Genomic DNA, 13,611 nt, shown 5'->3' with positions numbered 1-13,611 from the left:
ATACGGCCTTGGCACACCTTGACGGCTCGCTTCGCATCGCACTGGGGTGATTCCCGCCCTGGGGGCGGGAATCACGGCTGAACCGAATCGGGTAATTGGCGCTACCGCGCCAATTACCGCAGGCTGATCGTCGTGTTCACCCCGTCATTCACGGTCGCGTCGTCAAACCACCTGGCTGTGACGGTTTTCGTCTGCGTATAGAACTGCACCACCTGCTTGCCGTAGGGGCCGAGGTCGCCCAGCTTGGAGCCGCGCGAGCCGGTGAAGCTGAAGTAGGGCACGGGTACCGGGATGGGGATGTTGATGCCGACCTGGCCAACGTCGATCTCGCTCTGGAATTTGCGGGCGGCGGCGCCGCTTTGGGTGAATACGCCGGTGCCGTTGCCGAAGGGGTTGCGGTTGACCAGGGCGATGGCTTCATCCAGGGTGTCGACGCCGATCACTACCAGCACCGGGCCGAAGATTTCCTGGGTGTAGATCGACATCTCTGTCTTCACATCGGCAAACACGGTCGGGCCGATGAAGTTGCCGTCGGGATAGCCATCCACCTGTACGTTGCGGCCGTCGAGCGCCAGCGTGGCGCCTTCGCGCTGGCCGGCTTCGATCAGGCCGAGCACGCGCTGCTTTGCGGCAACGGACACCACCGGGCATACGTCGGTGCCGGGCTCGCTGCCCGCGCCTACCTTGAGCGTGGCTGCCTTGGCCACCAGTTCGGGCAGCCAGTCGCGCGCGGCGCCCACCAGCACCGCGACCGAGGTCGCCATGCAGCGCTGGCCGGCGGCGCCGAAGGCCGCGCCTGCCAGCGCGTTGAGCGTGTGCTCGCGGTGCGCGTCGGGCAGCACCACGGCATGGTTCTTGGCGCCCATCATCGATTGCACGCGCTTGCCGTGCGCGCTGGCGAGGTTGTAGACGTGGGTGCCCACGGCGGTGGAGCCAACGAAGGAAATCGCCTTGATGTCCGGGTGCGTGCACAGCGCATCCACCACCTCGCGGGCGCCGTGCACCACGTTACGCCGGCGGGCACGCCAGCTTCGATGGCCAGCTTGACCAGTTCCATGGTGGAGAGCGGGTCTTGCTCCGATGGCTTGAGCACAAAGGTGTTGCCGCACACGATCGCCATGGGGAACATCCACAGCGGGATCATGGCCGGGAAGTTGAATGGGGTGATGCCCGCGCACACGCCAATCGGCTGCTGCAGGGTGTAGGTGTCGACGGTGGCTGCCACGTTCTCGGCAAAGCCGCCTTGCTGCAGCGTGCCGATCGAGCAGGCATGTTCCACGACCTCAAGCCCGCGGAAGATATCGCCCTCGGCGTCGGCCAGGGTCTTGCCTTGCTCGGCGGTGAGGATGGCGGCGATGCGCTTGCTGTGTTCGCGGATCAGGGCCTGGTACTTGAGCATGATGCGCAACCGCGCGCCCAGCGGCGTGTGGCGCCAGGTGGCAAAGGCGCGATGCGCCGCGCCCACGGCAGCGTTGACCTCGGCCGCGGTGGCCAGTGGCACCTGCGCCAGCACTTGCTGGGTGGCGGGGTTGACCACGGGGCGGAATTCGGTGGCGGCGGACTCCACCCACTCGCCGTTGATCAACAGCTTGACGGTGGGCACGGCGGCGTTGGGGATCTGGGCACTCATGGGTTGGTCTCCGTCGATATCAGGTGTGGGTAGTGCAAGGCGTGAAAGTCGTCAGGCATGCGGCTCAGAGGCTGCGCGCGATCAGCATGCGCTGGATTTCGCTGGTGCCTTCGTAGATCTGGGTAATGCGGGCGTCGCGGTAATGGCGCTCGACCGGATAGTCTTCCAGGTAGCCGTAGCCGCCATGGATCTGCAATGCCTTGGAGCACACGCGCTCGGCCAGCTCCGAGGCATAGAGCTTGGCCTGCGAGGCCTCCGACAGGCAGGGCTGGCCGGCCGTGCGCATATGCGCGGCGCGGTGCACCAGCAGGCGCGCGGCATTGAGTTCGGTGGCCATGTCGGCCAGCATGTTGGCAATGGGTGCATGCTCGCGCAGCGGGCGGCCAAACTGCACGCGCTCGGCGGCGTAGCGGCAGGCGGCCTCGAAGGCCGAGCGGGCGATGCCGAGCGCTTGCGCGGCAATGCCGATGCGCCCGCCCTCCAGGTTCGACAGGGCGATGGCGCAATCCTTCGCCGGGCTCGCCGAGCAGCGCGTCGTGCGGCACGTGGCAGTCGTCCAGCGTGATGGCGCAGGTGTCGGAGGCGCGGATGCCCATCTTGCGCTCCGGCGTGTGCACCGTGAAGCCGGGCGTATCGGTGGGCACCACGAAGGCCGACAGGCCACGCTTGCCTTGCTCGGGCTCGGTGGCGGCAAAGACGATGGCCACGCCGGCGCGCTGGCCGTTGGTGACGAACTGCTTGCTGCCGGATAGCACCCAGCCATGGTCCGTGGCGTGTGCCCGGGTGCGCAGGTTGTGCGCTTCGGAGCCGGCCTGCGGCTCGGTCAGGCAGAACGCGCCGATCATCTCGCCGCTGGCCAGGCGCGGCAGGTAGCGTGCCTTTTGCGCCTGCGTGCCGTAGTGCAGGATGGGGCCGCAGCCTACCGAGTTGTGCACGCTCATCAGCGTGGCGCAGGCCGCGCAGCCGGCGGCGATTTCCTCAATGGCCAGCGCGTAGGCGATGTAGTCGGTATAGGTGCCACCCCATTCCTCGGGCACGATCATGCCGAGCAGGCCGAGCGCGCCCATCTCCGCTACCACCTCAGGCGGCAACTCGCCGGCGCGGTCCCACTTGGCCGCGGATGGCGCCAGCCGCTCGCTGGCGAAGGCGCGCGCGGTGTCGCGGATCATGGCTTGCTGTTCGCTGAATTCGTAATGCATGGCGGCTCGGGTTGGGCCGGGATTGGCGTGGGGGCACGCGATCCAGGTGAGGCCGGGGTCTGGTGGCCCGCGCGGGGCGGGAGGGGCTGGCTGCAAGTGTAGGAAGACAGGCGGGGCGCTCCTATGCCAGAATCCGCCAACCTTGCTGAACTCGTTTGCCACTGCCGGCAAGCCAGGGCCAGCCAGCCATCCCGTCCAGATCGTTGCCTTCCATGGAAAAACACAGCGTCGCCATCTGCTTCGTGCATCACGCCATCGCGGGCTTGCGCGCGCGCGGGATCGCGCCGGAGCCGGTGCTGCAGGCGGCGGGCATCGTGCCCGCGCTGCTGGCGGTGCCGCAGGCGCGCGTGTCCGCCGCAAGCTATAGCGCCTTGTGGCTGGAGGTGGCCGCCGCGCTGGACGATGAGTTCTTTGGCCAGGACTCGCGCCGCATGAAGTGCGGCAGCTTCGCCATGCTGTGCCACGCCATCGTGGGCAGCAAGACGCTGGCGCAGGGGCTGGAGCGGGTGGTGCGTTATTTCGGCTTGCTGCTGGACGACATCGGCGTGCGGCTGGAGCGTGAAGCCGGGGCCGGGCCGTTGATGCAGACGCCGGCAAGCGCGCTCGGGCCGCGTTGGTGCTCACGGCGACTTCAAGCCGGCCACCAGGCGTGTTCGCCCAGGAGACCATGCTGATCATGCTGCACGGGCTGATGAGCTGGCTGCTGCGCCGGCGGGTGCCCGTGCTGCTGGCAGCGTTCGGCTATCCGGAGCCGGCCTATAGCGCGGAATACCGCCTGATGTACTCGCGCCATCTGGCGTTCGACCAGCCGGCCACGGCGCTGGTGTTCGACGCGGCCTGGCTGGACCAGCCGGTGCACCAGGACGAGCGCAGCCTCAAGGCCTTCCTGCGTGATGCACCGCACAACGTGGTGGTGAAGTACACGGACCGCACCAGCATCATGGCGCGGGTGCGCCGCCAGTTGCGCTCGCAGCCGCCTGAGCAGTGGCCTACCTTTGACCGCCTGGCGCAGGATGTGCATATGTCGTCATCGTCGCTACGGCGCCGGCTGATGGAGGAGGGCGGGACCTACCAGCAACTCAAGGATGAGATGCGGCGCGACCTGGCCATCGAAGCGCTCAGCCACTCCAGCCGCCCGCTGGCGGAAATCGCCGCCGAGCTTGGCTTTGCCGAGCCGGGCGCTTTCCATCGCGCGTTCCGGCGCTGGACCGGGCTGCGGCCCGGCGCATACCGCGGCAGCCCGGCGCAGGCTTAGGCGCGCCTTTCCTGCCGCGCTCAGCGATGGCTGCTGGCCAGTTCCACTGGCACATTGGCTGCTGCCGGCGCATGCGCCAGCACGCGGTTGCGTCCCGACAGCTTGGCCAAATAGAGCGCCGTATCGGCGCGCGCGGTAAGCTGCGCCAGGCTCTCGCCGGGTTGCCACGCAGCATAGCCGCCGCTCACTGTGTAACGCACCGTGCCGAACGGGCCGCTGACGCGGCTATCCTCCGCCAGCGAGCGGATGCGCTCGGCGGCGTGGCGGGCCGCCTCCAGCGTGCTGGCGGGGAGCAGCACGACGAATTCCTCGCCGCCCATGCGGCCGATGCGGTCGGGCAGCCGCAGGCTGGCGGCGGCCAGGCGCGCGAACTCCACCAGCACGGCATCGCCTGCGGCATGGCCGAAGGTGTCGTTGACCGCCTTGAAGTGGTCGATGTCGACGATCAGCAACTGCGGCGGGTGGCCGCCGCGCCCGGCGCGCGCCAGCTCGCGCGCGGCCTCGTGCTCGAAAGCCTTGCGCGACATCACGCCGGTCAGGAAATCGGTGTTGGCCACGGCCTCGAGCTGGCGCACCATCGCGTCGTGGAGCATCAGCACGGCGCCCATGGTCAGGCCCGGCAAGGCCAGCGCGCCTAGCACCAGGAAGGCGGCATTGAGTCCGGGCGAGGTCATCGTCGCGGGATGGTCCATGACCGAGAGCGCCGACAGCACGCCGCGCAAGGCATGCGCCGCGGACAGGAAGAAGGCGAACCCGGCCGTGGTGAGGTGGTGGCTGGCCGGGCGGCCGCGCGGGCGGTAACGCACCAGCACGTACCCCGCGCAAGCGCAGAGCGTGGCATGGAATGCCGAGACGAAGACCACGCGGGTGTTGAAGTCGTCGAACACATAGCGCCATGTCACGATGCCGGCCACCAGGGCCAGGGTGCCGGCGATCATGGCGCGCCAAGGCGGCTGCCGCCCGCAGAAGCGCGCGATGCCCGCATGGAACAACACCAGCCCCCAGGCCAGCGCGGCGTTGGCCGCCACGATCGACAAGACGTCAGGGATCCTGCCGCGCAGCGTAAACAGCACCAGAGCGGCCATGGCCGTCAGGTTGGCCTGCCACCACAGCCTCACCCCCGGCTGGCCGCAGCGGCGCAGCGACCAGACGATCGCCAGCATCATGACGCTGAGGAGCGTCGTAACGGCTAGCAGGGCGAACGGGTCCGACATCGGCAAAGCTTCCTCCAGGGGCAGTGGGCGGGGCGTCATGACTGGCTAGATGGCCGGGGCTGCCGGCGAAGCCCCGGAGAATACCCCAGCGGCGGCGGCGCCACCCACCCACGCACGAGGGGTGTCGGACTCCTGTCTCCCGCTGGCGGGCGCGAGCGGACGCAGCCGGGGCCAGGCGGCTAGAATGGCGGGCAGGGTGCTTTGATCTGTGGGGCGCATCAATGCCTGCCCCTTGTCCCTTCATTATTGCCCCCGCCTGGAACGCGATGCAACCGATCAGATTCGACCTTGGCGACCTGCAAGCCATGGTGGCCGTGGTGGAGCAAGGCGGCTTCCGCGCCGCGGCGGAGTCGCTCAGCCTGTCGCAGCCGGCGCTGTCGCGCCGCATCGACAAGCTGGAGCAAGCGCTCAATGTCAGGCTGTTCGAGCGCACCACGCGCATGGTGGATGAAGGCGCCAACGTCGTGCTGCACAGCGTGGCCAGCGGCGAGGCGGATTTTGGCCTGAACTTCATCGGCACCCAGGAGGCCGACCTGCTGTTCGAGCCCCTGCTGCGCGATCCCTTCGTGCTGGCCTGCCGCCACGACCATCCGCTGGCCCGGCGCCGCTCGGTGAAATGGGCCGAACTGGGTGCGCACACGCTGGTGGCGCTGGCCAAGTCGAGCGGCAACCGGCTGATGCTGGACCTGGCTCTGGCCGAGGTGCCGTTACGCCCGGCCGCGTTCTACGAGGTGCGCCATGTCAGCAGCGTGCTGGCGCTGGTGGAGGCCGGGCTGGGCGTGGCTGCCGTACCGCGCCTGGCGCTGCCGGATGGCGACCGCGCCGCGCTGGTCGCGGTCTGCCTGCGTGAGCCGGCGGTGTCCCGCACGCTGGGCATCCTGCGCCGGCCAGGGCGCGCGCTGTCACCCCATGCGCAGGCGTTCTACGAGATGGTCGGGCAGGCGGTGCCAAGGCGCGGCCGGCCTGCGGGCGCGCCAGCTGGCAGCATCGGGAGTGGCGCCGGTATTGATGCGTAAAAGCGATCAAAGCGAAGAAAGTTTGCATTATCGCGGCGCGCGGTGCTTGCATAGAATGGTCCGCCTGCCCCGCGGAGACTGAAGCGGGCAGGCCGAATCCCGTTTCAATGCCCATAGAGAGCGCATATGACCAAGCCGACCATGCCGACCATCGCCGTGCCTTGCCCCGTCAAGGCAGTCCGCGCGCCTGTTTCTCCTTCCCCTGCCCAGCGGCAATGCAAGCGGCCATGGCTGGCGCTCATGCTGGGCGCGGTGGCCAGCGTTGCGCTGGGCGCCGGCAATGCGCTGGCCGACGAGGTCAAGGTCATGAATTCGGGCGGCTTTACGGCAGCCTACAAGGCGCTCGGCCCGGGCTTCGAGAAGGCTACCGGCAACACGTTGTCCACGGCATGGGGCCCGTCGATGGGCAAGTCGCCCGAGGCCATCCCCAACCGGCTCGCGCGCGGCGAGCATGCCGATGTGGTGATCATGGTGGGCTATGCGCTCGATGACCTGATCAAGCAAGGCAAGGTGGTGCCGGACAGCCGGGTCGAGCTGGCTGACTCGCGCATCGGCCTGTCAGTGCGCGAAGGCGCGCCCAAGCCCGATATCAGCACAGTGGATGCGTTCCGCAAGACCTTGCTGGATGCCAGGTCGATCGCCTACTCGGACAGCGCCAGCGGCGTCTACGTCGAGACCGAGATGTTCAAGAAGCTGGGCATCGAAGAGCAGGTCAAGGGCCGCGCCCATAAGATCGAGAAGACGCCGGTGGGGCAGGTGGTGGCGCAGGGCGATTATCAGGTCGGGCTGCAGCAGGTGAGCGAGTTGCTGCCGGCGAAGGGCGCCAGCTTTGTTGGCAAGATCCCCGAGCCGATGCAGAAGATCACCACGTTTGCCGCCGGTGTGCCGGTGGGGGCGGAGCATCCGGAGGCCGGGCGCGCGTTGATTCGCTATCTGGCTTCGCCCGCGGCGCGGGGCGAGATCGAGAGGAGTGGGATGGATGCGGTTGTGGGGAGGCAGCGCGGGCAGTGAGAGCGCAGGGGTTTGGCGTTGACCTTGACCCTGACTGACCCTGACCCCTGAGCTGGCCTAGCCGTCCGGGCACGATGCGCAACATCGAGCGCAGGTCGCTGACCCGTGGAACATCCATCGCCATCAAGGCCGCGTCGCCCGGCGTCGCGGTCTGGCTCGCGTTGTATTCTGCTAGCGAGCGGATCGTGGCGTCGTCGAGTTGGGAAGCAATCCCCCACATATACAAGCGCGCATCGCTTTCGCCCCGGGCATGCTCACAGAATCCCTTGAGCTGAGCCTGGAAATGCTCAGGCGCCTGCCCGTCCGCCGGCGTACGCGCCGGCGCCCACCACCTGCTCAACACAGTCTTGATGGCCGCTGATCGTCGTCGGCGCCAATTGATCGGGTGCGTCGCATTCACGACCCGTCGCGATAGGCATGCAGGCGAATTGCACCCTCTGATTTCCGCAGTTTTCGCATCGCCTGAGTTTCCAACTGGCGAATACGTTCACGGGTAACGCCGAATTGCCGGCCAATCTCGTCCAGCGTGTACTCGGTCGCCGTGTCGATCCCAAAGCGCATCCGCAGAATTTTCGCTTCCCGCACGCTCAGCGTTGCCAACACCGCCTCCAGATCCCGCTTCAGACCCGCTTGCACCGCCGCATCAAGAGGAGAGGCGGTGATCTCGTCCGCCAACGTGTCTCCCAGCAACGCATCCCCGCTCTCCCCAACCGGCATATCAAGCGATACCGGCTGCTTGACAACATTCAAGATGGATTTGATCTTCTTCTCGCTCATCCCCATCTTGGCCGCCAAGACATCCGGCGTCGGCATTGCTCCGGTTTCCCTGAAGCACTCGCGCGAGGCTCGATTGATTTTTCCAACGACCTCCACAAGGTGTATCGGGATGCGGATGGTGGGTGCCTTGTCAGCAATAGAGCGAGTCATCGCCTGGCGAATCCACCAGGTCGCATAGGTCGAAAATCGATAACCACGGCGATAGTCGAATTTATCCACCGCCCGCATCAGCCCGATGTTGCCCTCTTGAATGAGATCCAACAGTGGCAAGCCACGATTGACGTATTTCTTGGCGATAGAGACGACCAGGCGAAGGTTGGCCTCGATCATCTCGGCTCTTGCTTGGCCAGCCTTGACCTGCGCGCTTGTCACCAGCCGGCCGACTTCCCTCAGATCCTCAAGGGGAATAGCGGCGCGAGATTCTATGGCAAGCAGTTGCTGCCGCAGCGCCCGGATTTCCAGGATCTGGCGCGGCAGCAAACCGTTGATGGTAGGGCAGTCCTCACCCAGCGCTGCCGGCCAGTCGAACTTTTCACGACCCTTGAAGCGCCGCACGAACTCGTCGCGTGTCATGCCGCATTGATCGATCAAGAGCCCAGCAAGTCGCCGTTCCGTTTGACGAACGTCCTCAAGATGCACGGTGAGGACGCGGATGAGCCGCTCAATCGCGATGGGGCTGAGGCGCAGCTTGGCGAGCACACATCGAATCGCTGCCAGCGCCCGCTCACCGCGGAGCGTGCCACCTTCATGAGGCTCTTCGGAACCGGTCAATTCGAGATATCGTGCTCGAACGATGGCGAACCACTCGAGTACATCACGCTTCAAGGCGGCAGATGACTTGGCCGGCGAGGCGGTGTCCGGACTCTGGGCGCAATCGTCTGGCTCCGCATCCTCCTCCCCTAAGCAGGCGTCGAGCCGTATCCCTGTATCCATGCCCGAGTTGTCAGTGGGCACGGCTTGCGCATCGACGACGTGAGCAACCAGATCATCTATGGTCAACTCGTCGCGCGCGACTTGCTCGGCCATGGCCAAGAGCTCGGAGACGACGGTTGGGCACCTCGCCATTGCGTCAACCATTTCCATGATTGCCTCTTCATGGCGGGTCGCGATCTCTACCTCGTTGTCGCGCGTCAGCAGCTGGACGGCGCCAATTTCCCGCAGATACATCTGCACGGGATCGGTGGTACGACCGAATCGGCTATCGCTCTGCGTGATGGCTGCGGTAGCTTCCTCCACTGTGACCTCATCGGCGCTTGCGGCCGGCGCATCCTCGCTTAACAGCATCGTGTCGGCAGGCGCTCTATCCACGACCTCAATGCCAAGCTCCACTAGCATCGCCAGGATTCCGTCGGCAATGCCGGCCTGGTCCTTGCCGTCAGGAAGATGGTCGCTGATTTCGCCGTGGGTCAGGAATCCACGCTCCTTGCCGAGCGCGATCAGCGTAAGCAGGTTCGTTTGTTGGTTATCGTTCATCGGGCACACAAAAGTCGGGCTCGGGAGGCGTATCCATTCGCAGCATTCCCCAAGCACGTGATCGATGGCTTCAGGCCATCACACTGTTCCCGATCTGGCATCAAGTTGGCCGAACCGTAGGGTGCGTCACCTTCTACTTCGAGCGTTCGAGTCAAACACGCAGGCGAGCCAACCAGACCGCCGTCATTGCGGCCGCGCCAAGCCAGAGCGCAACTATCACGACGACCGCAGCGCGAATGACGGGGCGCTCCGCAGCGAGCGCGGCCGCGCAGCGATGCTGTTCCATCACCTCAGCCGGGATCAACCGGACCACCAGCAACACGCCGAGGGGCACGAGCACGACATCATCCAGAAGGCCCAGGATCGGGATGAAATCCGGAATCAGGTCAATGGGAGATAGGGCATACGCGGCGACCAGCAAGGCCAGCGCTTTCGCATACCAAGGCGTGCGAGGATCGCGCGCTGCCAACCACACCGCGTGGACGTCCCGCTCGACCTCGCGTGCCCATGCGCGTGCGCGCGCGGCCAGTCGCGGGAGGAAATCCGAGCGCAACATATGGATGCGCACATCATCCATGACGGGGACCGCACCAAGGGCAAGCAGCAAGGTGGCCAATGGGAGGGTGACGCTGAACCCGACATGCCTGAACCCCACGGCGCCAACTACACCGCCGGTGAAGAACAGCGCGACCAGCGTAGCAAGCACTCGCAGTTTTGTCCGGTCGGCCAGCACAATGGGCTTGGCGGCATCGGCCTTGGCCAGGTTCCAGTAGAACAGCTTGCCTAGCTCGATGCCGATGTCGGTGACCATCCCCGTGATGTGCGTGGTGCGGATCTCGGCTTTCGAGAGCTTGGTGATCATGGCATTCTGCAGCCCCATGATGAAGCAGAGCACCATGACCGTCGCCGGCACGAACAGCCATTCGTGATGCTCGAGATTGCCGCCCAGCAGGCCGAAACACACCAGCAACGCGGCCTCCAGCATCAACGGCAGCGCGTATTCGCTGTGCAGACGCTCGCGCCGCCCCCAGTTGATCAAGATCGCAGAGCAGGCCGCACCCGCCAGAAACGATAGCAAGGCACCGAGGCCATCCAGAATGAGTCCGAGGCTGCCGAGCGCCAGATTGTCGGCCATGGCGGACACGATGCCCGACATATGGGAGGTGTACTGCTGCACCGCCAGGAATCCACCTGCGTTGGTGGCGCCGGCCACAAAGGCAAGATAACGCGCCAGTTGCCGGTTGGCTTCTGGGCTGCGCTCCCTCCCGGTCAGTCTGCGCAAGTATGGGATTGGCATGGTCGCATCGGTGGGCGTTACCTTCGGTTCAGACCGTGTCGATCCGATATCGGCCTGTGAGTTCGTCAGTCCGCGAGCTTTTGCCAGAAGGCGTGATCTGACGCGAGCCGTTTGCCCTGTTTCAGGCGACGTGCCGCCGATCGCAGATTCAGGGGATGTGTCGTTTCCAGAATGCGCGCGCGCGTCAGCAATTCGTCCAGCGAGGGAAGTGCCCGCGCGTTCTTCCAGGCGAACAGCGTGTAGTTGCAACTGTCCTCGGACATGAAAATGGAGAACGCGTCGCCAAATACCGAGCGAACCGCCTCCATATAGGACGGGATATCGGAATCGCTGTCGAGGAAGTTCGCAACCAATACGCCATCGTCGGCGAGCCGCGCATGGCACGCCGCGTAGAAGTCCGCGCTGCTCAGCTCGCTCGGCATGCCATGGGCGAGAAAACCATCCACCAATATGACTTCCGGCCGCGCTTCCTGATTCTTGACATATTCGGCGCCATCCGCGCAAACCACCTCGAGCCGTTCGTCGTCAGGCGGAATGTGAAACGTATCGCGCAATGCAATCACCGCCGGATCGATTTCGATGGCAACAACCTTCGCATCCGGAAGATGTCGATAGCAATACTTGAGCAACGATCCCCCGCCGAGGCCAATCATCGAAATCCTGGTGGGTGCCGGCTGCAGCAGTAGAAACGCCATCATTGTCCGCGTGTAGCCAAGAACGAGCTTGTCGGGATCCCGTCGCGACATGATGCTTTGAGTCGCCAGCGCATCGAAATGCAGTGAAAGCGCAAGCGGGGTTTAAGCGGGGTTTCCAGTACGGTCGGTGTGCCGTCGTTGGGGGCCTCGGAGAGAAACTTTAAGTAGGCTTCGAAGGACGTGCGAGTGGGGTCCATTTTGGGAGGGCGATCAGGCTTGGTATTCAATTCGTCACTCAGCCAGCAGCGCGGCAACGACTTTCACGGCAGCAACTTCGTCAGGGCCAGTGGCTTGAATACGAACCTGGGTCCCCACCCGAGCCGAGAGCCGCATCACCTCCATCACATTCTTGGCGTTCGCCGTGCAGTCATTGCTGACAAGCAGGATCTCGGACTCGAACTGAGCGGCGGTAAGGGTTAGCCGCGCTGAGCCGCGACCTTGCAAGCCCAGGCGGTTGGTCATTTCAATTGTCGCGTCTACCACGTCGCCCTCTAATTAGAAGCGGCCTATAAGCAACTTGCATACGTCGGGCCCTCTGGCTTGCCGCCGTTGGCGGGACGAGCTTTGCGAAGCCTTTTCACCACAGACTGCACCCGACCTCGTAGTTGTATGTAATGATAATGCTATTATCATACAACACTATTCTAAACCGCATGGAATTCGCATGGAATCCAAGACCGCCCGTTTCACCGTGTTGATCGACCCCGTGAAGAAGAAAGCCTTTGAAACCCTGTGCGCAGCGCAAGATCAGACGCCGTCGCAAGTGGTGCGCCAGTTGATCCGCGACTATTTGGAGCAGCATGGGGTGGCCTATGCCACCCGGCCCCAGGTTGGCGCTACGGTTCTGGCTAAGAAGGACCACGAGTGACCGACGTCCGCATAGCGGACTACCAGCCTCACCCTGCAGGTCGGCCTCGGCATCGCACTGATAATGACCACTGCGAGGCATCCCGAGATGTCTACCGGCCCAATCGGGGCCTTCCATGCGTGGTGCTGGCCTCAAGCTCATACTTGGCTTTACGGCATGCCGAGACCGGGGTCAGGGTCTGGCAACTATCGGGAGGCATCCATGCACAAGCCGGCGGTCACTTATCGCGTCACGCCGCGCGCAAAAGCGCTCGATGACGGTAGCTACCAACCGAAGGTGCTGGTGGCCATCTATCGGGGTGACGCTCTGCTCAGAGATGTCGCCCTTTACGCGAGGGGAGACCCTTGTCCGCTGCGCGCCACTGCGGCAAGGCTTGCCGAAGCGCTGGCCTTCCGGATTCAGACGGTGCTCAAGGACGTAAAGGACGTAAGAGAAACGGACGACGTCGCCACAGTCGCTGTCCAGGCGCTGTTGCGACGCATTGGGCTAAGGACAAGCCTACGATCAGTGGCGCCGGTGTCGACGCGCCGAGTTCGGCAGTAGGCCTTGGTGGCGCGGGACCGCAGATCAATGCCCCTTCAGCGGGCGTGTGAAAACCGTCCCCCGGCCTCCATCCCGAATGGACGTCCGTGGCATTGCCAGTCCATTGTCGCCAATGCCTCACGCGCTTCGATGCCATGGCGCCTAGCGATACACCAGCACCGGGATCTTGCTGTGAGTCAGGACCTTGTGCGTCTCACTGCCGATCACGAGTCCCTGCACGCCGCGCCGCCCATGCGACGCCATCACGATCAGGTCACAGCCCTTGTCCTCGGCCGTTTTGATGATGGCCTCGTACGGGTGATCGTTGACCAGATACGTCGTATCACAGGGTACCCCTGCGACGGCGGCTTCGCGCGCCACGCCTTGTAGATAATTCGTGGCCTCCTCCCAGGATTCCGTTATGAAGCGCTCTCGGGTGTCCGTCAGCATTTCAGTGTGATAGGTAAGGACATGGTAGTTCGGGCCAACCCGGAGTGCTGTGACCCGGGCGTTCATTTGCTGCGCAAGGGCGAGAGCCTTATGAGAGGCAGCATCGGATAGAAGGGAGCCATCCACCGCAAGCAGAAGGTGCGTGAACATATCTTTCTCCTTGTCTGCCAGGGTTCGAGGCCATCGATAACGTCGATCACCGTT

The 13,611-nt window shown here is 64.8% G+C and carries 9 protein-coding genes and 5 pseudogenes; 5 read left to right on the top strand and 9 right to left on the bottom strand.

Translation table 11 applies throughout. The annotated features are described in order from the left end of the window. Positions 1-113: 113 nt before the first annotated feature. Together OR16_RS34325 and OR16_RS34320 are read right to left on the bottom strand one after the other, a co-directional pair. Positions 114-1,630, bottom strand: a pseudogene (locus OR16_RS34325) (CoA-acylating methylmalonate-semialdehyde dehydrogenase). Between the two features lie 64 nt (positions 1,631-1,694). Continuing rightward, positions 1,695-2,829 (bottom strand): annotated as a pseudogene (locus OR16_RS34320) (acyl-CoA dehydrogenase family protein). A gap of 212 nt (positions 2,830-3,041) precedes the next feature. Here OR16_RS34320 and OR16_RS34315 point away from each other — a divergent pair. Beyond that, positions 3,042-4,084: pseudogene (locus OR16_RS34315) on the top strand (AraC family transcriptional regulator). Positions 4,085-4,104: 20 nt separating this feature from the next. Here OR16_RS34315 and OR16_RS34310 read toward each other — a convergent pair. Further along, the gene (locus OR16_RS34310) at positions 4,105-5,298 is read right to left on the bottom strand and encodes a GGDEF domain-containing protein (protein WP_006163465.1); all 1,194 of its coding nucleotides are present in this window, start codon (positions 5,296-5,298) and stop codon (positions 4,105-4,107) included. Positions 5,299-5,564: 266 nt separating this feature from the next. Between OR16_RS34310 and OR16_RS34305 the strand changes: the two genes are divergently transcribed. Together OR16_RS34305 and OR16_RS34300 are read left to right on the top strand one after the other, a co-directional pair. Continuing rightward, positions 5,565-6,314: a LysR family transcriptional regulator gene (locus OR16_RS34305; protein WP_006163464.1), complete on the top strand. Its 750-nt coding sequence runs from the start codon at positions 5,565-5,567 to the stop codon at positions 6,312-6,314. A 240-nt stretch (positions 6,315-6,554) separates the two neighbouring features. Beyond that, positions 6,555-7,325 (top strand): substrate-binding domain-containing protein, encoded by a 771-nt coding sequence (locus tag OR16_RS34300; protein ID WP_043422190.1) that lies wholly within the window; start codon positions 6,555-6,557, stop codon positions 7,323-7,325. Between the two features lie 118 nt (positions 7,326-7,443). On the opposite strand, the pseudogene OR16_RS46730 reads toward OR16_RS34300, so the two are convergent. The 5 genes and pseudogenes from OR16_RS46730 to OR16_RS34280 all read right to left on the bottom strand — a co-directional run. Beyond that, positions 7,444-7,629 (bottom strand): annotated as a pseudogene (locus tag OR16_RS46730) (c-type cytochrome); the annotation flags it as partial. A gap of 92 nt (positions 7,630-7,721) precedes the next feature. Further along, complete coding sequence (gene rpoD / locus OR16_RS34295) at positions 7,722-9,575, bottom strand: RNA polymerase sigma factor RpoD (protein WP_006163462.1); 1,854 nt, start codon at positions 9,573-9,575, stop codon at positions 7,722-7,724. Positions 9,576-9,726: 151 nt separating this feature from the next. Beyond that, positions 9,727-10,872, bottom strand: coding sequence for a DUF1275 domain-containing transporter (locus OR16_RS34290; protein WP_043422189.1), 1,146 nt, complete (start codon positions 10,870-10,872; stop codon positions 9,727-9,729). A 65-nt stretch (positions 10,873-10,937) separates the two neighbouring features. After that, positions 10,938-11,764 (bottom strand): annotated as a pseudogene (locus OR16_RS34285) (fused MFS/spermidine synthase). Between the two features lie 34 nt (positions 11,765-11,798). Further along, positions 11,799-12,029 (bottom strand): HPr family phosphocarrier protein, encoded by a 231-nt coding sequence (locus tag OR16_RS34280; RefSeq protein WP_006163459.1) that lies wholly within the window; start codon positions 12,027-12,029, stop codon positions 11,799-11,801. Positions 12,030-12,231: 202 nt separating this feature from the next. Between OR16_RS34280 and OR16_RS34275 the strand changes: the two genes are divergently transcribed. Next, positions 12,232-12,435, top strand: a complete 204-nt coding sequence (locus OR16_RS34275) for a hypothetical protein (protein WP_006163458.1) — start codon at positions 12,232-12,234, stop codon at positions 12,433-12,435. Positions 12,436-12,636: 201 nt separating this feature from the next. Then, positions 12,637-12,978 carry a hypothetical protein gene (locus tag OR16_RS34270; RefSeq protein ID WP_006163457.1) on the top strand — a complete coding sequence of 114 codons (342 nt, stop codon included), beginning with the start codon at positions 12,637-12,639 and terminating at the stop codon, positions 12,976-12,978. 141 nt (positions 12,979-13,119) lie between these two features. Here the strand turns inward: OR16_RS34270 and OR16_RS34265 are convergent, their stop codons facing one another. Next, a complete protein-coding gene (locus OR16_RS34265; RefSeq protein WP_006163456.1) occupies positions 13,120-13,557 on the bottom strand; it encodes a universal stress protein in 438 nt (145 codons plus the stop codon). Positions 13,558-13,611: the final 54 nt, after the last annotated feature.

It is taken from the genome of Cupriavidus basilensis OR16 (assembly GCF_000243095.1).
GTDB lineage: Bacteria > Pseudomonadota > Gammaproteobacteria > Burkholderiales > Burkholderiaceae > Cupriavidus > Cupriavidus basilensis_D.
This window is presented reverse-complemented; position numbering and strand designations above follow the sequence as displayed.